The 19,341-nt window shown below is 72.8% G+C and carries 18 protein-coding genes; 7 read left to right on the forward strand and 11 right to left on the reverse strand.

The features are described 5' to 3' along the window. Position 1 precedes the first annotated feature (1 nt). From ABD332_RS45855 to ABD332_RS45890, 8 genes are all read right to left on the reverse strand, one after another. Entirely contained in the window at positions 2 to 427 is a 426-nt protein-coding gene (locus tag ABD332_RS45855; RefSeq protein ID WP_344510871.1) for a MaoC/PaaZ C-terminal domain-containing protein, read from the reverse strand. Then, positions 424 to 1,539, reverse strand: a complete 1,116-nt coding sequence (locus tag ABD332_RS45860) for an acyl-CoA dehydrogenase family protein (protein ID WP_344510873.1) — start codon at positions 1,537 to 1,539, stop codon at positions 424 to 426. The genes ABD332_RS45855 and ABD332_RS45860 overlap by 4 nt, the downstream gene beginning before the upstream one ends. Beyond that, on the reverse strand, positions 1,539 to 2,576 hold the full coding sequence (locus tag ABD332_RS45865; protein WP_344510875.1) for a bifunctional MaoC family dehydratase N-terminal/OB-fold nucleic acid binding domain-containing protein: 1,038 nt from the start codon (positions 2,574 to 2,576) through the stop codon (positions 1,539 to 1,541). The genes ABD332_RS45860 and ABD332_RS45865 overlap by 1 nt, the downstream gene beginning before the upstream one ends. Further along, positions 2,573 to 3,757 carry an acyl-CoA dehydrogenase family protein gene (locus ABD332_RS45870; protein ID WP_344510877.1) on the reverse strand — a complete coding sequence of 395 codons (1,185 nt, stop codon included), beginning with the start codon at positions 3,755 to 3,757 and terminating at the stop codon, positions 2,573 to 2,575. Before ABD332_RS45870 ends, ABD332_RS45865 begins: the two co-directional genes overlap by 4 nt. A gap of 55 nt (positions 3,758 to 3,812) precedes the next feature. Continuing rightward, positions 3,813 to 5,453, reverse strand: coding sequence for an AMP-binding protein (locus tag ABD332_RS45875; protein ID WP_344510879.1), 1,641 nt, complete (start codon positions 5,451 to 5,453; stop codon positions 3,813 to 3,815). A gap of 145 nt (positions 5,454 to 5,598) precedes the next feature. Then, on the reverse strand, positions 5,599 to 6,747 hold the full coding sequence (locus tag ABD332_RS45880; protein WP_344510881.1) for a CaiB/BaiF CoA transferase family protein: 1,149 nt from the start codon (positions 6,745 to 6,747) through the stop codon (positions 5,599 to 5,601). A gap of 85 nt (positions 6,748 to 6,832) precedes the next feature. Further along, positions 6,833 to 8,473, reverse strand: coding sequence for an AMP-binding protein (locus tag ABD332_RS45885; RefSeq protein ID WP_344510883.1), 1,641 nt, complete (start codon positions 8,471 to 8,473; stop codon positions 6,833 to 6,835). A gap of 75 nt (positions 8,474 to 8,548) precedes the next feature. Then, positions 8,549 to 10,117: an ABC transporter substrate-binding protein gene (locus ABD332_RS45890; RefSeq protein WP_344510884.1), complete on the reverse strand. Its 1,569-nt coding sequence runs from the start codon at positions 10,115 to 10,117 to the stop codon at positions 8,549 to 8,551. A 403-nt stretch (positions 10,118 to 10,520) separates the two neighbouring features. Between ABD332_RS45890 and ABD332_RS45895 the strand changes: the two genes are divergently transcribed. From ABD332_RS45895 to ABD332_RS45920, 6 genes are all read left to right on the forward strand, one after another. Beyond that, positions 10,521 to 11,168 (forward strand): PaaI family thioesterase, encoded by a 648-nt coding sequence (locus ABD332_RS45895; protein WP_344510886.1) that lies wholly within the window; start codon positions 10,521 to 10,523, stop codon positions 11,166 to 11,168. Positions 11,169 to 11,251: 83 nt separating this feature from the next. Further along, complete coding sequence (locus ABD332_RS45900) at positions 11,252 to 12,127, forward strand: SDR family NAD(P)-dependent oxidoreductase (protein ID WP_344510888.1); 876 nt, start codon at positions 11,252 to 11,254, stop codon at positions 12,125 to 12,127. Further along, a complete protein-coding gene (locus ABD332_RS45905; protein WP_344510890.1) occupies positions 12,124 to 13,269 on the forward strand; it encodes a TIGR03617 family F420-dependent LLM class oxidoreductase in 1,146 nt (381 codons plus the stop codon). Before ABD332_RS45900 ends, ABD332_RS45905 begins: the two co-directional genes overlap by 4 nt. Beyond that, complete coding sequence (locus ABD332_RS45910) at positions 13,266 to 14,162, forward strand: TIGR03619 family F420-dependent LLM class oxidoreductase (protein ID WP_344510891.1); 897 nt, start codon at positions 13,266 to 13,268, stop codon at positions 14,160 to 14,162. Before ABD332_RS45905 ends, ABD332_RS45910 begins: the two co-directional genes overlap by 4 nt. A gap of 53 nt (positions 14,163 to 14,215) precedes the next feature. Next, on the forward strand, positions 14,216 to 14,734 hold the full coding sequence (locus tag ABD332_RS45915; RefSeq protein ID WP_344510893.1) for a nuclear transport factor 2 family protein: 519 nt from the start codon (positions 14,216 to 14,218) through the stop codon (positions 14,732 to 14,734). A gap of 85 nt (positions 14,735 to 14,819) precedes the next feature. Then, on the forward strand, positions 14,820 to 15,698 hold the full coding sequence (locus tag ABD332_RS45920) for a TIGR03619 family F420-dependent LLM class oxidoreductase (protein WP_344510895.1): 879 nt from the start codon (positions 14,820 to 14,822) through the stop codon (positions 15,696 to 15,698). Between the two features lie 50 nt (positions 15,699 to 15,748). On the opposite strand, the gene ABD332_RS45925 is transcribed toward ABD332_RS45920, so the two are convergent. The 3 genes from ABD332_RS45925 to ABD332_RS45935 are packed head-to-tail and all read right to left on the reverse strand — an operon-like array spanning position 15,749 to position 17,972. Next, a complete protein-coding gene (locus ABD332_RS45925; protein ID WP_344510897.1) occupies positions 15,749 to 16,579 on the reverse strand; it encodes an SDR family NAD(P)-dependent oxidoreductase in 831 nt (276 codons plus the stop codon). After that, entirely contained in the window at positions 16,576 to 17,052 is a 477-nt protein-coding gene (locus tag ABD332_RS45930) for a nuclear transport factor 2 family protein (RefSeq protein WP_344510899.1), read from the reverse strand. The genes ABD332_RS45925 and ABD332_RS45930 overlap by 4 nt, the downstream gene beginning before the upstream one ends. Next, on the reverse strand, positions 17,049 to 17,972 hold the full coding sequence (locus ABD332_RS45935; RefSeq protein ID WP_344510901.1) for an NAD-dependent epimerase/dehydratase family protein: 924 nt from the start codon (positions 17,970 to 17,972) through the stop codon (positions 17,049 to 17,051). Before ABD332_RS45935 ends, ABD332_RS45930 begins: the two co-directional genes overlap by 4 nt. A 254-nt stretch (positions 17,973 to 18,226) precedes the next feature. Between ABD332_RS45935 and ABD332_RS45940 the strand changes: the two genes are divergently transcribed. Then, positions 18,227 to 19,333 (forward strand): diaminopimelate decarboxylase family protein, encoded by a 1,107-nt coding sequence (locus tag ABD332_RS45940; RefSeq protein WP_344510903.1) that lies wholly within the window; start codon positions 18,227 to 18,229, stop codon positions 19,331 to 19,333. Positions 19,334 to 19,341: the final 8 nt, after the last annotated feature.

The raw sequence follows: 19,341 nt of genomic DNA on the forward strand, positions 1-19,341 counted from the left end.
GTCACTGCTCCGTTCCGCGGGGCAGGCGCACGGTCACCTCGGAGATGGCGTGCGCGCCCTTGCTGTTCATGCCACGCACCGCGACCCGCACGGTGTCCTGCTCGACGCCGACGACCTCACCGGTCAGCCGCATCGTGTCGCCGGGGAAGTTCGGCACCCCAAGGCGGGTGCTCAGGCGCACCATGCGCGCGGCGGGGCCGGCCCAGTCGGTGACGTAGCGGCCGACGAGCCCGTTGGTGTTGTTGATGCTCATGTACGTGTCGGGGGTACCGCGCCGCTCGGCCTGCGCCGGGTCGTGGTGCACGTCCTCGTAGTCGCGGGTCGCGAGAGCGCCGGCGACGATGAGGGTCCGGGTCAGAGGGATCTCGAGCTCCGGCAGCGTGTCGCCGATGCTCACCTGCTCGATGGTGACCTGAGCCTCGCTCACAGCTGCTCCCCCGCGTCGACCAGGTCCGCGAGCTGCTGCAGGTGCCAGGCCCCGGAGCCGGCGGTGTTGGCCAGCTGGGTGGTCCAGAGCATGTAGCGGTGGATCGGGTACGTGACGTCGGCACCCATGCCGCCGTGCACGTGCTGCACGGTGCGTGCGACACGGTCGCCGGCCTCGCCGGCCCAGTACTTCGCGACATGCACGGCCGCACGGGAGGGCCGCTCGGTCGTCTCGCGCCACAGCGCGTTGAGGTAGGTGACCTCCATCGCCTCGGTGTCGATGTGGCAGTTGGCGATCTGGTGGGCGACGGCCTGGAAGGTCGCGATCGGCACACCGAACTGCTCGCGGCCCGAGGTGTAGTCGGCGGCCTGGCGCACAGCGGCCTGGCTGATGCCGCTCTGCAGGGCAGACAGGGCGATCCAGACCTGGCGCAGCAGCCAGTCGACCCGGTCGTCCTCGGGGCCCTCGGCGAGCAGTTCCGCGGCGGAGCCCTCGAAGTGCACGTCGGAGGCGAGTCCGCGGTCGGTGCGCTCGAAGGTGTCGAGGCGCACCCCGGCGCCGGCGGTCGGCACGAGATAGAGCCCGACCGTGCCCTCCTCGTCGGTGGCCGGGACGATGATCGCGTCGGCGAGGTGCGCCGAGCGGACCCCGACGGCGGTGCCGCTCAGGGTGACTCCCGCACCGCCGGACCGTGCGCGGACGCGGGCGCCGTACGGCCGGGCGTCGGACAGGTCGTCGACGGCCACGGTGAGGACCGCGTCCCCGGCGGCGACGCGGGGCAGCCATTCGGACTGCTGCTTGGCGTCGCCGTAGCGCACCAGCGGCAGGACGCCGCCGACGAGGGTCTCCCACAGCGGGACGGTGCCCAGCGTGCGGCCCTGCTCGACGAAGACCCCCGCGACGGCGCCCAGGGTCAGCCCGGCGCCGCCGTGCTCCTCCGGCACGAGCAGCCCGAGGGCGCCGGACTCGGCCAGGTCGCGGTGCAGGACGCGGTCGAAGCGCTCCGGGCCGGCCTCGATGTCGAAGAGGCGCTGCGGGTCGCCGTTGCGCGCGAAGATGTCGCGCGCCAGGTCGTTGACCGTGACCTGTTCCTCGGTGAGCTGGAAGTCCATCAGTTCCTCTCCTGTTCGGTGGACTCCGACACGGAGGTCGCGGCCCGGAAACGCGGGAGCGTGAGGTGCTCGTCGTAGTCGACCCAGTCGACCTGCACGGGCAGGCCGATCTCGACCTCGCCGGCGTCCCCGGCGAAGTCGGCGACGAGGCGGGTGCCCTCCTCGAGGTCGACGAGCACGACGGTGAGCGGGTAGTCGTACCCGGGGGCCTTCGGATGGTGGCTGACGACGTAGCTGTGCACCGTGCCCCGGCCGCTCGCCTCGACCTCGTGCCACGCGAACGAATGGCAGGAGGGGCAGACCGGGCCGGGCGGGTGGCGCAGTGTGCCGCAGTCGGTGCAGGCCTGGATGACGAGGCGGCGCTGTGCGGCGGCCTCGAACCAGAAGGCGTTGTCGCGCAGGATGAACGGCTTGTGCCGCAGCGCCGGGTCGGCCGGAGCCGGAGCCGGAGCAGCGGGCTTGGCGCCGGACGGGTCGAAGCGCAGGATGCGGAAGCGCTGGCGAGCCACGACCTCGTCGTGCTGGTCGGTGTAGGTGCGCAGGGTCGTGATGAAGTGGCCGGTGCCCAGACCCGTGGTCTTGCGCGGGGAGATGTCCTCGATGACCGTGGTCATCTTGATCTCGTCGCCCAGGCGCAGCTCGCGCACGTACTCGTGCTCGTCGTTGGTGGCGACGACCCCGACGTAGCCGGCCTCGGCGAGGATCGCGAGCAGCCGGGCCATGGGCGTGTCCGGCGCGGCGCCCGCGGCGGCGGCCATGTGGGCCTTGTAGCCGACCATGAGCCAGGTCGACAGCATCGGCGGCGGGGCGACGACACCCTCCCGGCCGGTGTCACGGGCGGCCTGCTCATCGACGTATATGGGGTTCTCGTCGCCCATCGCCTCGACGAAGTGGCGGATCATCGCCTGGTTGACGGCGTCCTGCGCGTAGCGGGTGGGCGTGGCCTCGAGGCCGCGGAACTCGAGCAGGCGGGCGAGGAAGGCCTCCTCGTCGGTGGTGCCGGGGGCCGGGGCCGGGGTCTGCGTCGTAGTGCTCATGCGGACCGTCCCTTCCTCGGCATGCCGAGGCCGGTGACCGCGATCATGTCGCGCAGCACCTCGTTGGTACCGCCGCCGAAGGTGTTGATGTAGGAGCCGCGGGTGTAGGCCTCCAGCTGTCCGCCGAGGACGGCGTCCGGGGCCCCGGGGCGCCGGGTCGCGCGGGGCCCGGCGACGGAGACGAGGCTGCGGCAGACCCGGTCGTGGGTCTCCGTGCCGTAGACCTTGGCGACCGACGCGGCCGCGGGGGCCGGGTTCTGGCCCTCCCCGACGACGGCGATCTTCCAGTTGAGCAGGCGCATCGCGGTCAGCTCCGCGTAGTCACGGGCCAGCTGCGTGCGCACCCACGGCCGGTCGAGGACGCGGACCCCGTCGGCGTCGGGCTCGGCGGCCCACGCGGCGATGTCGGTCCACAGCTGCTCCGTGCGCCCGCCCATGGCGGCCAGGCCCACCCGCTCGTGACCGAGCTGGCCGGTGATGAGGCGCCAGCCGCCGTTGACCTCGCCGACGAGGGCCTCGGGGCCGACGCGCACGTCCTCGTAGTAGGAGGCGTTGGTGTGGGTGATGCCGCTGGTGGCGATCGGCGTGCAGCTGAAGCCGGGGTCCGACGTCGGCACGATGAGGATGGTGATGCCCTTGTGCTTCGGGGCGTCGGGGTCGGTGCGCACGGCCAGCCAGACGAAGTCGGCCTGGCTGGCGCCGCTGGTGAAGACCTTCTGGCCGTTGATGACCCAGCCACCCTCGGGGGTGGCCTCGGCCCTGGTGCGCAGCGAGGCGAGGTCGGTGCCGGAGCCGGGCTCGCTGTAGCCGATGGCGAAGATGACGTCGCCGGTGAGCATGCCCGGCAGGTAGGTGCGCTTCTGCTCCTCGGTGCCGTAGCGCATGAGCATCGGGCCGATGTTGTTGATGGTGACGAACGGGAATGGCGCCTGGGCGCGGTTGATCTCGTCGAAAAGGATGTACTGGTCCAGCGGCGGGCGGCCCTGGCCGCCGAACTCCTTGGGCCAGCCGAGTCCGAGCAGGCCGTCCTTGCCGATCTGGCGGATGATCTCGCGGTAGGCCGGCCGGTCCTCGTTGGTGCCGCCGAGCGCCTCGCGGACCTCAGGCGTGAGCAGGCCCGCGAAGTACGCGCGCAGCTCCCGGCTCAGCTCTCGCTGCGCTGGGGTGTACTCCAGGAACATACATGTCCTCTCTCGGGGCATGGGGCGCCAGTCGGTGTTCGGCGGGCCGGCCGGGTCAGGGGGGCGGCAGGAGCGCGGTGCGCCCGTTGACGGCGAACTGCCGTTCGAGGTCGCTGACGTCCGCTGCCGTGAGCGGCCGGTACGCGGTGGACGCGCCGTCGCGGACGTAGACGGGGTCGGTCGTGGCCCAGGCGGCGCGGCGCAGGACCTGCTTGGCGACCTTGCTGTTGCCCGTGGTGGGGATCTCGGCGACGATGCGCACGAAGCGGGGCCGCCATTTGGTGCCGAGGTCGGCCTGCTCGTCGAGGAAGGCGGTGAACGCCTCGGGGTCGAAGCCGGCGCCGGCACGCAGCTCGAGCGCGCACATGACCTGGTCGCCGGTGCGCGGGTCGGGCACGGCGAAGACGGGGGCGACCGACACACGGTCCCAGCGCTCGATGATCCGCTCAACGGACGCGGCGGCGAAGTTCTCGCTGTCGACGCGGATCCAGTCCGAGGAGCGGCCGGCGAAGTAGAAGTACCCGTCGGCGTCGCGGTAGGCCAGGTCGCCGGACCAGAAGTCCTCGCCGCGGACCCGCTCGGCGGCGGCTTCGGGGTTCTTGTAGTAGCCCTCGAACCGGGCGGCCATGCCGACGCCGACGAGCTGCCCGATGGCCTGGTCCGCGTTGACGAGCCGTCCGGTCTCGTCAAGTTTGGCCGGCGGGCACTCCAGCCCGGTGACCTCGTCCATGACCTTGACCTCGGCGCCGGCGACGGCCACGCCGAGCGCCTCGTCAGGCGTCACGGGGGTGCGGTTGATCCGCATGACGCCCTCGCTGGAGCCGTACCCCTCGGAGACGACGGCACCGAAGCGCTGGGTGAAGCGGGCGATGTCAGCGGCCGAGGCCTCGGTGCCGACGGCGCGGCGCAGCGTGCTCGTCGCGTCGCGTGGGTCGACCGGCTGGGCCAGGACGTAGGCCAGGGCCCGGCCGACGTAGTTGAAGTAGGTGACGCCGTGCTCGTGCACGTCGCGCACGAAGCCGGACGCGGAGAACTTGCGGACCATGCAGATCGTCGCGCCGCAGACCATGGCGGGCCCGAGGTTGAGCATGACGGCGTTGCCGTGGAACAGGGGCATCGCCAGGTAGCTGACCGAGTCGCGGGTCAGCTCGGTGCGGGTCAGCAGCGCCTCGGAGACCGCGGCAAGGCGCCCGTGCGAGCAGATGACCGCCTTGGGTGCCCCGGTCGAGCCCGAGGAGAACATGAGCAGCAGGTGGGCGCCGGGGTCGGCGCTGCCGGTGGGCATCGGGACGCCGGCGTACCGGGCCAGCCAGGCGGCGTACTGCGGGGAGTCGATGTTGTGCACCTGCTCGGCGGGGATGCCCAGGTCGAGCCCGTCGACGAGGCCGGCGAGGCGGTCCTCGGTGATGAACAGGTCGCAATCGGTGTGCCGCACGTCGTGGGCCAGCTCGGCGCCGCGGCGGGTCGGATTGATCCCGACGACGGTGGCGCCGGACAGCGCGGCCGCGCAGATCCAGTACACGTAGTCGGGAGTGTTCTCCAGGAGCACACCCAGGTGCAGCGGCCTGTCCTCGGGCCGGGGCACGTCGGCCAGCGCGGCGGCGCGGTCGGCGGCTTCCTGCACGACTTGGCCCCAGGTGATGGTGCGACCCTCGAACAGCAGGCCCGGGTGATCGTCACCCGTGCGCCCGCGCACGATGTCAGCGAAGACGGCGGGTCCCGAGGTTCGGGCTGCCGGGGTCTGGGGTGTCATTGACGTTCCGTTCGTTCGTCGTCGAACACGGACCAACCGAAGCAAGCAAGCGCTTGGTTGAGATCGTAGGATGGGATGCGAAGGCAGGTCAAGGCCTGGCCAAGGCTTCCCAGGGGCGGTCCGTGGCGAGTGCCGAGCGCACCCGGTCGGTGTCCTCACCGCGGCGCCGCGGTGCCCGCGGGATCCCGGCCGGCGTCCGCGAGAAGCGCGGCACCGGGGCCGGCTGGGCGACGCCATCGACGTCGATGACGGCCCGCCGGGCACGCACCTGCGGGTGCGAGGCCGACTCCGCGACGTCCAGCACCGGGTGTACGCACGCGTCGACGCCCTCGTAGATGCTGGTCCACTCCTGCCGGGTACGCCCGGCGAAGACCGTCGCGATCCGCTCGGCCCAGCCGGCCCACCCCGACTCGTCGAACTGCCCCGGCCCGTCCTCCGGCTCGAGGCCGAGGGTGAGCAGGAACGTGCGGTAGAACTTCGCCTCGATGGCCGCGACGGACATGAACTTGTCGTCGGCGGTGCGGTACACCCGGTAGAAGTGCGCCCCGCCGTCGAGGTAGTTCGTCCCACGGGTGAGGTTCCAGGCGCCCCGCGCGAGCATCGAGCGGATCACGACGGTGAGCAGTCCGCTGCCCTCCAGCATCGAGGAGTCCACCACCTGCCCCCGCCCGGAGGAGGCGCGCTCGTGCAGGGCGGCCAGGACGCCGAAGGCGAGCACCATGCCGCCGCCGGCGAAGTCGGCCAGGTACATCGGCGGCACGACGGGGCCGGAGTCGGGCCGGCCGATCGTGTCGAGCACTCCGGAGACGGCGATGTAGTTGAGGTCGTGCCCGGCGGCCGCGGCGAGGGGACCGTCCTGGCCCCAGCCGCTCATCCGCGCCACGACGAGGCGCGGGTGCCGCTCGGTGAGCTCGGCCGGGTCCAGGCCGAGACGTTCGAGCACCCCGGGGCGGAACGGGTCGAGCAGCACGTCGGCGCCGGCGAGCAGGCGGTCCACCAGCGCCCGGTCGGCCTCGGACTTCAGGTCGAGCGTGACGGTCGTGCGGCCCCGGTCGATCGCGTTGACCTGCGCGCGCTCCCGCCGGTCGGGCTCGCCCGGCGGATCGACCCGCACGACCTGGGCGCCGAGGTCGGCGAGCATCATCGTCGCGAACGGCGCCGGCCCCTGCCCTCCGAGCTCGAGGACGCGCAGGCCCGCCAGCGGACCCTCGGACCGCGGGCCCGGGGTGGAGCTCACGACGTCACCTCCGCTGCGCTCCGGCGCCGGCCTGAGCTCCACCCTGCGCCCATGATTCGCAGCCCTCCGCTGCGCTGCGGCCCGCTCATGCCTGCTCCCCGGCGCCGGCCGCGCCCGAGGTGCCGGTGACGGCGCGGGGGTCCGTGCTCCACGTCTGCGGGGTCACGCCCTCGTCGCGCAGGACCCGCTTGAGGACCCGACCCACGGCGTTCTTGGGCAGCTCGGTGCGGACCTCGATGTGGGAGGGCACGGCATACCGCGGGACCCGCGGGTGCAGCCACGCGAAGAACTCCGCGGGGTCGATCTGCGCACCGGGCGCGGGCACGACCGTCACCTTGAGGTCGTCCTCGGCCAGGGGGGACGGGACCGCGTGCACGGCGACCTCGCCGACGGCCGGGTGGGCCGCCACGATGCCCTCGATCTCGAAGCTGGAGATGTTCTCGCCGCCGCGGCGCAGGTAGTCCTTGCCGCGGTCGACGAAGTAGAGGTAGCCGTCCTCGTCGAGGCGGCCGTAGTCACCGCAGTGGAACCACAGGCCCCGGAAGACCTCGAGGGTCTTCTCCGGCTGGCGCCAGTAACCGTTGAACATGATCGCCGGACGGGTGGGGCGGGCGACGATCTCGCCGACCTCGCCGACGGGCAGCGGGTTGTCGTCCTTGTCGACGATGCGCACCTCGAAGGACTCGTTGACCTTGCCGGCGGTCCCGGCGCGGTACTCCCCCGGCGGGGTGAACGTGATCAGGCTGGCCTCGGTCATGCCGTAGGCGCCCGAGCCGACCCGCTCGACGCCGAACCGCTCGGTCCAGCGAGCAGCGAGGTCGGCGGTGACCGGCGAGCCGGACACGACGCGCAGCTGGCCGAAGGCTTTGCGGGCTGCCTCGGACTCGGCAGCGCCGGCGATCATCGGCAGCATCGAGCCCATGAGCGCGGCCATCGTCGCGCGGGAGCGCAGGATCTCGTCCCAGAAGCCGCTGACGGAGAAGCGCTGCGCGATGTCCATCGCCGAGCCGAGCTGGAGCGAGCCCAGGACGTGCCCGACCGCGGCCATGTGGAACAGCGGCATCGCCGACCACAGGACGTCGCCGGCCCGGCGCTCGAGGTTCTCGTGCATCTGCCGGGCCATGTTCGCCGCGAAGCCGTGGCTGACCATGCAGGCCTTGGACGGTCCGGTCGTGCCGGCCGTGTAGATGAGGTGGCTGGTGGCGTACGCGTCGAGGTCCGGGGTCGTCGACAACGCCGAGCCCTCGGCGACGGCGGCGTCGAAGTCGATGACCTCGGTGGCCCAGGCGGGCACCGGGCCTGAGGCCGGCCGGCCGGCCTCGGCGGCGCCGACGAGCACCGGCACCCGCAGCCCTGTGCCGGCGAGGGCGTCGTCCATGACGGGCACGAACTCGTCCTCGAGGATCATCGCGATCGGATCGGCGTCGTGCACCTGGTGGGCCAGGATGGGGCCGCGGTTGCTCGTGTTGAGCGGGACGACGAATCCGCCGCGGAGCGTCGTCGCCCACCAGGCGAGCAGGGCCAGCCGGCCGTTGCGGGCGAGGACGACGACGCGGTCGCCGGGGGCGACCCGGTCGGCGAGGAACCCGGCGAGGCGACGCGACGCGGCATCGAGCTCGGCCACGGTGAACGGGGTGCCGGCGAGGGTGAGGGCGAGGTCAGGCTGCCGCTCGAGCGCGCGGGACAGCGCAACCAGGAGAGGGGCGGCTGCGGCGGGGCGGGTCACTGGCTCTGGCTACCTTTCTTCGGGCCGGCCGGTCGCGGCGGGCGACCGGCCGGCCGACGGGTGGGGTCCGGGCGCTCAGCGCTTCGTCATCGCGACGGTGCGCAGGTCGAACAGGCCGAGATTGGTCCACGGCAGCTGCTCGGCCCCGACCACCTTCGGGGAGGCGACGGTCGCGTTGGTGAGGTTGCAGATCGGGATGAACCACGCCTCGCTGAACAGCTGGTCCCACAGCTGGTGGTACTGCTTGGCGCGCTCCTCGACGCTGGAGCGGGGGTCGGCGGCCTTGGCCGCGATCGGGGCGATGGCCTCGGGGTCGGTGGCGAGCTTGTAGTTGCCGGTGAGGTAGTTGTTCACCGTCCCCGCCGGGTCGATGCGCGGGTTGAAGGTGTTGGACACCTCGAGCTCGAAGTCGCCGGCGATGAAGCGGGCCTCGGTCTCGGAGTTCGGCGTCGGGTTGAGCGTGGCGTTGATGCCGGCCTGGGACATGGCGGCCTGGATGGCGGTGGCGGGCTGCTCGGTGTTGGTGCCGGCGGAGAAGCTGATCGACACCTTGGCCCCGCCCACCTCGGCGATGAGCGCCTTGGCCTTGGCCAGGTCGAACTCGTACGGGTACTTCGCCGCCGGGTCCTCCCACGGGCTGCCCGGGTAGATGCTGCGGGTGGGCGTGCACGTGTCGGCGAAGAGCGCCTTGATGGCGGCCGGGTCGACCGAGCGCGCGATTGCCTCACGGACCCGCTTGTCCTTGAGGTCGCCCTTGTTGGCGCGCAGCAGGATGCCCAGGACGTTGCGGAACGGGCGGGTGGTCACCTTGAGCTGGCCGGCCTGGCCGAGCTGGCGGGCCTCGATGATCTCGTTGGCCGAGGAGACGAAGCTGAGGTCGGTCTGACCGTTGATGACGCCGTTGATCCTGGTGGCGCCCTGCGGGACGCGGGTGATCTCCATACCGGCGAGGCGCCCGGCGTTCGGGTCCCAGTAGGTGCCCGTGGCGCGCTTGACCACGTACTTCTCGTTGGGCACGAACTCGGTGGCGACGTATGGCCCCGAGCCGGCGTTGCCGGGGGCGAGCTTGAGGTTGACGCCGTCGGTGATCGCCTTGGGCGAGACCATCATGCCGGCGGCGGTGGCCAGGGCCGACGGGAGCACCGCGCCGGTGCCCGGCTTGAGGTTCAGGCGCGCGGTGTGCGCGTCGACGACGGTGACGCCGGTGATGTCGGCGAGGTCCTGCTTGACGGTGCTCGCCGGCAGCGTCTGACCGCGCTCGATGTTCACCTTGACGGCGTTGGCGTCGAACGGCGTCCCGTCGTGGAAGGTGACGTCGTTGCGCAGGGCGAGCTCGAGGTAGGAGCCGTCCGCGGCGAAGGTCCACGAGGTTGCCAGGCCGGGGACGATGTTGTCCTTGGCGTCGACCATGGTGAGCCGGTCGTAGATCAGCGTGAGGTACGGGTAACCGCCGGGAGCCAGTTGGGCCGGGTCGAGATTCTGGAACGGCGACGAGGCCGTGACCCGTAGGACGGCGCTGGGGTCGATCTCACCGTTCGCGGCGCTGGGGTCGCCCGCCGCGTCGCCGGAGCAGGCTCCGACGGCGAGGGTGGCGAGCGCAGTGACGGCCACGGCGAGGCGCCGGCGGTATGCAAGACGAGACACGGTCTTCCTTTCCGGACCTGCGGTCCGAGCCGGGAGCGCGCCGCGGCCGCGGCGGGGTCCCGGATGGCGGGGTTGCGGCCGGTCGCTCGGCGGCGGCCGTGAGGGCGCGGTGGTGCGGCCAGTGACGGATGGCGTCGGCCGCGTGGTGTGCATGCCTGGAGCTCATCGGTGGGAGCTCGTCGGTGCCCCGAGGGCTGCCGGCGCCAGGCTACATCACGAGCCAACCAAGCGCTCGTTTGGGTAACCATAGGGGGAAGTCGCGGAGCGCGTCAATGGGCGCGGCACCACCGCGACCAGTGGGGCGGCGATGCCGCGGCGCGACCGTTGTCAGCACACCACCGGGTCGCTAGGGTGTAGTCAAGCAAGCGCTTGGTTGACTAGATTGCCCGAAGGAGCCCGCCCGGTGGAAGTAGCCCTCGCCACGGCACAGCCCCGCGATTGCGGCATCGATGCGGTCGCCGCAGCCACCCGCCGGCTCGTCGACGCGATCACCCGCGCGGGCGCGGCCGTCGACGGCGACGCCGACCGGATCGTGGCCGACCTCGACGCGCTCACCGCCCGGATCGACGCCCACGCCCCGGACCTTGCCGAGCGGATCGCGACGATGTGGCGCCAGCCCGGCCCGGGGCGTTTCGACCCCACCGGCGGCACCGAGAACCCGCTGTCGCCGCCGGTGAGCCTCTGGGTCGAGCCGGACGGCTCAGTGCGCGGCGAGGTCACGCTGGGGCTGGCCTTCCAGGGACCCCCGGGGCACGTGCACGGCGGCACCTCGGCCATGCTGATGGACCACGCCCTCGGCATCGCCAACGCCCGCGCCGGGTACGCCTCGGTGACGGTCGGGCTCGACGTCTCCTTCCACGCGGCCATCCCCGTCGGCTCGACGATCACGATCCTGGCCCGGCACGACGGGCGCGACGGGCGCAAGGTGCGCAGCTCCGGCGAGCTGCGCATCGGGGACCTGACGTGCGTCACGGCCAGCGGCACCTTCGTGCTCATGGACGACCCGTCGACGCAGGACAAGTTCCGGCGACCGTCGGGGGGGCAGGCGTGAGCGGCCAGCGGAGCGGCTCGGGCCGCGAACCAGAGGCACAGCCTTGGCTCACGGCGGCGCCGGAGCGCAGCGGAGGTGACGTCGTGAGCACGACTGCCGACCCGGCCACCGCCTCACCCGGTCCGCTCGCCGGCCGCGGTGCGCTCGTCATCGGCGGGGGCGGCGGCTTCGGCCGGGCCATCGCCGCCGCGCTCGCCGCCGACGGCGCCACCGTGACGATCATGGGGCGCACCGAGGCGACGCTGCGGGCGGCCGCCACGACGATCGCCGCGGCCGCCCCGGGGGCGCTGCCCGTGCGGGTCAGCGTCGGCGACTCCGCTCTCGATCAGGACGTGGCCGCCGCGGTGCGCGTCGCCGACGAGACCCCTTTGGCGGCCGTCGTCACGACGGTCGGCGGCGGGACCTTCCGTCCCGTGCTCGCCCTTGACGCCGAGACCCTTGAGCACGACTTCCGGCGCAACGTCACGACGGCGCTGCATGCGATCAGACACGGCGGACAGGCTCTGGCCGCGCACGGTGGGGGTTCGATCGTGTGTACCTCCTCGAGCGCGGGCGGGCACTCCTTCCCGTTCATGCCGTCCTACTCGGTGAGCAAGGCCGCGCTCGAGGCCCTCGTGCGGGTCGCCGCCGACGAGCTCGGCCACCTCGCGGTGCGGGTCAACGTGGTGCGCCCCGGCATCGTGGCCACCGACGGGAAGAACCCGGGCCTGCTGCTGGCCGACCCCGAGCTGGCCGCCGCGACCGTCGCCGAGAAGCCCCTCGCGCGGGTCGGGCGCGCCGAGGACGTCGCCGCCGCGGTCCGCTTCCTGTGCGGTCCCGAGTCCTCGTGGATCACCGGCGCGTGCCTGCCGGTCGAGGGCGGGGCGCACCTGCGCCGCGCACCGCGGCTGGAGAAGCTCGCCCGGATCGTCAGCGGCGACGAGGTCGTCGACGCCGCCCTGGCCGGGCGCCTCCCATGACGCCACAGGTACCCACCACCCGGATGGAGCTGGCCACGACGCTGCCGCCGACGACGGCGCTGCGCGAGGTGCCCGCGGTCGTGGCGCGCATCGAACGGCTCGGCTTCGACACCGTGCACGTCCCCGAGACCACGCACGACTCGTTGTCGGTCGCCCTGCTCGCGGCCGAGCACACCAACCGGATCACCGTGCGCACCAGCATGACGCTGGCCTTCCCCCGCAGCCCGATGGTGACCGCGTACGCCGCGTGGGACCTCGCCCGGTTCTCCGAAGGTCGCTTCCAGCTCGGTCTGGCCACCCAGGTGCGCGGCAACATCGTCGGCCGCTTCTCGGTGCCGTGGGACCGGCCGGCCGTACACCTGCGCGACTACCTCGCCTCGATCCGGGCGATCTTCGCCTCGTTCGCCACGGGCGCGCCCCTGGACCACGAGGGCAGCCACTACCGCTTCACCCGGCTCCAGCCCTACTTCAACCCCGGCCCGCTGTCCACCACGCCCCCGGCGCTGTACACCGGCGGGGTCAACCGGCGCGTCTGTGAGGTGGCCGGCGAGCTCGCCGACGGCTTCGTCACCCACGCGACGAACTCGCACCCGAGCCACCTCCGCGCGGTCGTGCTCCCCGGACTCCGCGCCGGCGCCGAGCGGGCCGGACGCGCCGGGATCCCACGAGTCGTCGTCGTGTCCAAGTCGATCACCGGTCCGACGCAGGCCGCGCTCGCCGCGAGCCGCGCCGCCGCCCGCCAGGAGCTGGCGTTCCTCTTCTCGACCCCGGCCTACCGCACGACCCTGGACCGGCTCGGCCTGGGCGAGGTCGGCGAACGGCTCGCCGAGATGGCCGCCTCCGGGCGCTGGGCGGGACTCGCCGGCACCCTCGACGACGAGACCCTGGCCACACTCATCCCGCACGGCACCTACGCCGAGCTGCCGGACGTGCTCGACCGGGCGTACGGCGGGCTCGCCGACGGGCTCGGGCTCGGGCTGCCGCTCGACCCGGACGACGACGAGGACTTCGGCGCGCTGCTCGAACGCCTCCGGCGCATCCCGACGAGGGCCGCAGCCGGCGGCCCGCCCGCAGCCGGCGGCCCCACCGACGAGACCACCAGCGCGACGCGCAGCGACGCCGGATCGGAGACCGTGTCATGACCGCACGCATCGGGCTGCTCACCCCGGTCGTCGTCCAGCACCCGCGCACCGCGGCCGCCTGGGAACGCGACGTCCTGGCCGGCCCCGACGTCGGCGGTGCACTGCTGGCCGTCGCCCGCGCCGCCGACGACCTGGGATACCACCACCTGACGTGCAGCGAGCACGTCGCCGTGCCCACCCGGATCGCCGTCGAGCGGGGCGGCACGTACTTCGACCCCGTGGCCACGCTGTCGTTCCTCGCCTCGGCGACGCGCCGCGTCCGGCTCGCGACGAACATCGTCGTCATCGGCTACCACCACCCGCTGGCCCTCGCCAAGACCTACGGCACCCTCGACCTGCTCAGCGGCGGCCGCGTCATCCTCGGGGTCGGGGTCGGCAGCCTGGAGGAGGAGTTCGACCTGCTCGGCGCCGAGTTCGCCGAGCGCGGCGCGGTCGCGGACGAGGCGATCACGGCCCTGCGCGCCGCGTGGGGCAGGGCCGTGCCGCACCACGAGGGGCCCCGGTTCGCCTTCACCGACTTCGTCGTCGAACCGCACGCTCCGCGCACCGCGGTGCCATTGTGGTTCGGTGGGCGCACCCGCCGCTCGCTGCGCCGCGCCGTGGCGCACGGCACCGGATGGGCGCCGTTTGGCCTCGGGCCGCAGGAGCTGACCCGCCTGTGGACCTCCGTGGAGCGCCCGGACGACTTCGACCTCGTGCTGCAGATGCCGCCGCTGGACCCGATCGGGGACCCGGACGGCTCCCGAAAGCACCTGCGCACGGCCGATGCCGTCGGGGCGACCGCGGTCAACGCGAGCCTGGTGGCCACCTCGGCGGCCCACCACCTTGAGCAGATGGCCGCGCTGCGCGACCTCGCCCCGGAACGCTTCGAGACGACCGCGTCCGGGACCTGACCGGCCACAGCCGGATCGACCCGCGTGCAGCCCGATCCGAAAGGAACCCACCTATGACCGACTCCCAGCCCGACCGGCTCGGTGTGCTCGAGGCACGTCTCGAGCAGACCGAGCGGCGCCTCGCCGCCGCCGAGGACCAGCTCGCCCTGTGGCGGATCGTCGCCGGCTACGGCCCGGCCGTGGACAGCGGCTCGGCCGAGATCACCGCCCAGATGTGGACCGAGGACGGCGTGTACGACACGTACCCCGTCGTGCTCAACGGCCGCGACGCGCTGCGCGGCATGGTGCACGGTGAGCGGCACCAGGCCCTGATCCACGCCGGCGCCGCCCACCTCATGGGCCTGCCGCACATCGCCGTCGACGGCGACCGGGCCGTCGTGACGAACTACTCGCAGCTCGTGCTCAACGCTCCCGACCAGAACGGCTACCGGATCTGGCGCACGGGCTCCAACCGGTGGGAGTTCATCCGCACCGACGAGGGCTGGAAGGTGACCCACCGCTGGAACCGCCAGCTCGACGGCACCGACGAGGGGCGCGACATCCTCGCCCGCGCTGTCGACCCCGAGGCATGAGCGGCCCGCAGCGCAGCGGAGGGCTGCGAATCATGGGCGCAGGGTGGAGCTCAGGCCGACGCCGGAGCGCAGCGCAGGTGACGGCATGAGCGTCGTGCGCATCGGCCTCAGCTCCCCGGTCCTGGCCGACTCCGGGCCCCGCCCCGCATGGGAGGCCGAGGCCGGGGTCGCCGAGCTGCGGGAGGTCTTCACGACCGCCGACCGGCTCGGGTTCGAGTTCTTCACCTGCCCGGAGCACGTCAGCGTGCCACCGGGGTTGGCCCGGGGTGAGCGCTTCTACGACCCGGTCGCGACGTTCTCCTACCTCGCGGCGATCACCGAGCGGATCCGCTTCCTGCCGTACGTGCTCGTGCTCGGGCTGCACCATCCGCTCGAGCTGGCCAAGCGGTACGGCACCCTGGACCACCTCAGCGGGGGGCGGGTCATCCTTGGCGTGGGCGTCGGCAACCTCGAGGAGGAGTTCGCGCTGCTCGCTCGCCCCTTCGCCGATCGCGGAGCACGGGCGGACGACGCCCTGCGGGCCCTGCGGGCGTCGCTGTCGGTGCGGCTCGCGACCTACCACGGGGAGTACTACGACTTCACCGAGCAGGTCATCAGCCCGCACGCGGTGCAGGAGAAGGTCCCGATCTGGGTCGGGGGTCACAGCAAGCGAGCGCTGCGCCGCGCGGTCACCCTGGCCGACGGGTGGGCACCGGCCCCGGTGACGTATCGCGGTCCGGACCTGGAGACCTTGCCGCGGATGCTCGCCGAGCACGACCTGCCGGACGGGTTCGACGTCGTCATCACGCCTCCGGCCCGTCTCGACCCGATCGGCCGCCCGGAGGCCGCGCTGGACCTCATCGGCCGGATCGGCGAGGCGGGGGCGACCGTGGTCAACCTCGTCGTGCGGCACCGCGAGCTGGCTGAGTACCTCGACCAGCTCGCGGCGGCAGCTGATCTCTTCGGCCTCGACCGCCGCGACTGAGCACGGCCCCGTGCGCCCGGACTCCTGCGTGGGTCCGGGCGCACCCACGATCAGGCCTCGTTGGGCATGTTCGACCAGCCCTTGCGGTCCACCCGCGCGTACCAGCCCGAGGCGGCCAGGGTCCCTCCGTCGACGGGGATCGTGTGCCCGGTGACGAAACGGGCGTCGTCACTGGCGAGGAACTCCACGACGGCGGCGTAGTCGTCGGGCGCACCGAAGCGTCCGACGGGGATCCACGTGCGGATGAGCTCCGGGTCACGGCCGCGCAGCATCGCCGCCGCCGGCGTCTGCGGCGTGTCGGCGAGGTCGGGCGCGATCGCGTTGACCCGCACCCCGTGCCCGGCGACCTCCACAGCGAGGCTCTTGGTGAAGGCGCTGACCCCGGCGTTGTAGGCGGAGTACGGGGCGCACGCCGGGATACCCCGGAAGGCCTCGACGGTCGAGTTGTTGATGATGGCACCACGGCCTCGCTCGACCATGCCGGGCAGCAGCGCATGGGTCATCGCGAGCACGTGCCACAGGTTGATCTCGTAGAGCGCCTGCCACTGCTGCGGGGTCGAGTGCAGGAAGGTCTTGGCGGCTGGGCGGAAGTCGCCGACGTTGTTGACGAGCACGTCGACCCGCCCCGAGTCGAGGGCCGAAGCGGCGGCGACCGCGGCGGCGACACCGTCAGCGGTGCGCACGTCGGCGAGGAGGATCTCGACCTTGCCGCCGGTGCCGCGGATGTCGGCGGCGGTGTCGGCGGCGGCCTCGGCGTCGATGTCGACGAGGACGACGTGGGCACCCGCGGCGGCGAGACGGCGGGAGATGCCGCCGCCGATGCCGAGGGCACCGCCGGTGACGACCGCGATCTGGTCCTCGAGCCTGCGGCTGGCGCTCATCTGCCGGCTCCTTCCTCGTCGGCCCTGGTCACGGAGACCCGGTGGCGTTCGATCCAGTTGATGGTCACCGCACGGCGCGTGAAGGCCCATCCTTCGTCGGTGCGCGCGTACTCGTCGTCGTAGTGCAGGAACCAGACGAGGTCCGAGTGCCCTTCGCGACCGGGCAGCAGGTGGTGGGCCGTGCCGCGGACCCGGCCACGGGCCCCGGCCGGCGTCGGAAGGTAGCGCGCCCCGGCCACGACGTGGGTCGTGGCCAGGGTGCCGGCGAGTGCCCCGAGCGCGGCCACGACAGCGGGGCGGCCGACGTGGGACACGTGGGGAGCGAGGTGGGCCGGCGGGTCGGGGACGACGAGGACGCCGTCCGGGACGAAAAGCGCGCCGACCGCGGCCGCGTCACGATCGTCGGCGGCCGCGGCATACGTCTCCGACAACGCCCGCAGCGCGGCGAGGTCGGCCGCGTCGAGCCTGCTCACGCCGCAGGGGCGGTCGCCGCGCGCACGACCTGGACGAGTTCGGCGACGGCCCGCTCGCAGTCGCCGCGGGTGTAGCCGAGCAGCGCGGTCTCGGCCGGATCGGGTTCGTAGGCAAGGACGTTGCCGCGGCCCTGGACGATCATCGAGTCGGGCATGAAGGGGTGCGGCTCGTCGAGTTCGGCGATGGTGCGGTTGCCCCCGGCCGCGTCGACGAGCAACTGGAAGAACTGCGCGAACGTGAGGTTGGCGTCACCGACGAGGTACGCCGCGCCGGCCGCGCCGCGGTCGAGCGCGCCGCCGATCGCCTCGGCCAGGGACCGGGCCGACAGGTAGTTCGTGCCGCCGGCCGGTGCGTGGTCGGGGATCTGCGGCTCGTTGCCGGCCGCCCAGGACACCATGCGGCGGTACCGCTTGGCCGTGACGCCGGGGATGGCACCGATGATCGAGGGCGGGTTGAGAGCGCAGACCGTGAAGGAGTCGTCGGCCAGCGCCCGGGCGCCCTCGTCGGCGGCGCGGCGGGCCGCGACGTAGGCGTTCGAGTCGGCCAGGTCGGGTCGCAGGTGGTGGTAGTAGCTGCCGACCTGGACGAAGCGGGAGACGCCCGCGCGCTTGGCGAGCGCGGCGAAGGCCGGCACGCCCACACTCTGGGTCTCCTGCCAGAACTGCGTCTCGTCGACGTCGCGGGGCAGGTGGCGCACGTCCTGCCCGGCGGCGAAGACGACCGCGTCGAAGGGGGCGAGCTCCTCCCGGGTGAAGGTCTGGCGGGTGTAGTCCCCGCGCAAGACGGGCAGGCCGGCGACGGGCGAGTCCGCATCGACCGCCCCTCGGGCGGCGACGGTGACGTCGTCTCCCCGATCTCGCAGGTAGAGGGCAGTGTGGACCCCGATCATGCCGGTTCCACCAACCACGAGCACCTTCATCGTGAGGTCTCCTTGCGTAGTGAGGCGACTCCCCGGCGCGAATCAGGGAGCCAGCACGGCTTCTGAGCCTACCAATCAAGCGATAGGTTGGTACCCACGAGAGCACGGCTTTTGACTTGGCGGGCATCAGGGGTCCCTGGGTCGCGCCATGCCCGATCCCACCGCACGGGCTACGCGGCGTCGGCGACCGCCGCCGCAGGATCAACGAACGCACCGCCGACCGCACCCGCGTCCGCCAACCCCTGCTACCGGTCTTGGTCGCCCACGTCGACGCACGTCACGACCACGCCCGCGTGTCGCTCAACGGCACCAACAAGTCCGAGGCGGCGATCCGGCTGGCGATCGAGCGTGGCGTGCGGATCACGCTCGACAGTCCCGGCGAGGTCGCAACGGTCCTGGCACTGACCAGCAGCGGGAGCCGGCCGACCCTCGTGCGGTTGCGGCTTCGTCCGGGCGGCGAAACGCTCGCCGGGCCGAGCGACTTCTCCGACCGTGGCGAGTCCATCGCCGGGCTCGCCGCGGCGTACCGCCCAGGTTTCGCCCTGGCGGACGCCGAACGGGCGGCGCGTTCGATCGTGGACTCGGGCAGCGTGCGCCTTGTCGGGACCCATGTACACCTCGGCCGGCACACCACGAGCCTGTCGACCTGGTCCGGCGTGGTCAGCGATCATGTTCGCCAGATCGCGCGGATCTCAGCCGTCTGCGGCGGTTGGCGGCCGGCGGAGATCGACCTCGGCGGTGGATACGCGGAGCGCGGCAGTCCCGTCGGACAAGCGATCGCGGGTCGCGGAGCCGCGCCGGAGCCGCCGTCGCCGGAGCGGTACACACAGGTCATCGCACAGGCCCTGCGTGCCGGCCTGCGGCAACACGGCTTCGACAGCAAAGGCGTCGCGCTCCAACTGGAGCCCGGACGGGCCGTCTACGGGCCGGCCGGCGTCCACCTGACGCGGGTGGTCAGCGTCCGGCGTTCACCCGAGCGTCCCGATCGGCGGTGGGTGGAGCTGGACACGACGGAACAGTTCCTCGCCGATGTGGTGCTGGAGCACGCCCGCTATCCCTTCGTCCTCGCCGGTCGCGGGTCGGCGGCCCCGTGCGTGCCGGCCGACCTGACCGGATCCAGCTGCGGGTTCGACATCATCGCCGCCGGCGTCACCGTGCCGGAGGACGTCGCGCCCGGCGATCTCGTCGCGCTGCTCAACACCGGCGCCTACGTCGAGACGCAGACGACGAACTTCAACGCGTTTCCCCGGCCCGCGACGGTGCTGGTCAGCGGTAATCTCGTCGAGGTGATCCGCCGGGCCGAGACCCCGGCGGAGGTGTTCGCCCGTGACCGGGTCCCCGCCCGGCTGACGGGCCGCTGACCCGGCTT

The organism is Dactylosporangium maewongense (assembly GCF_039531485.1).
Taxonomy (GTDB): domain Bacteria; phylum Actinomycetota; class Actinomycetes; order Mycobacteriales; family Micromonosporaceae; genus Dactylosporangium; species Dactylosporangium maewongense.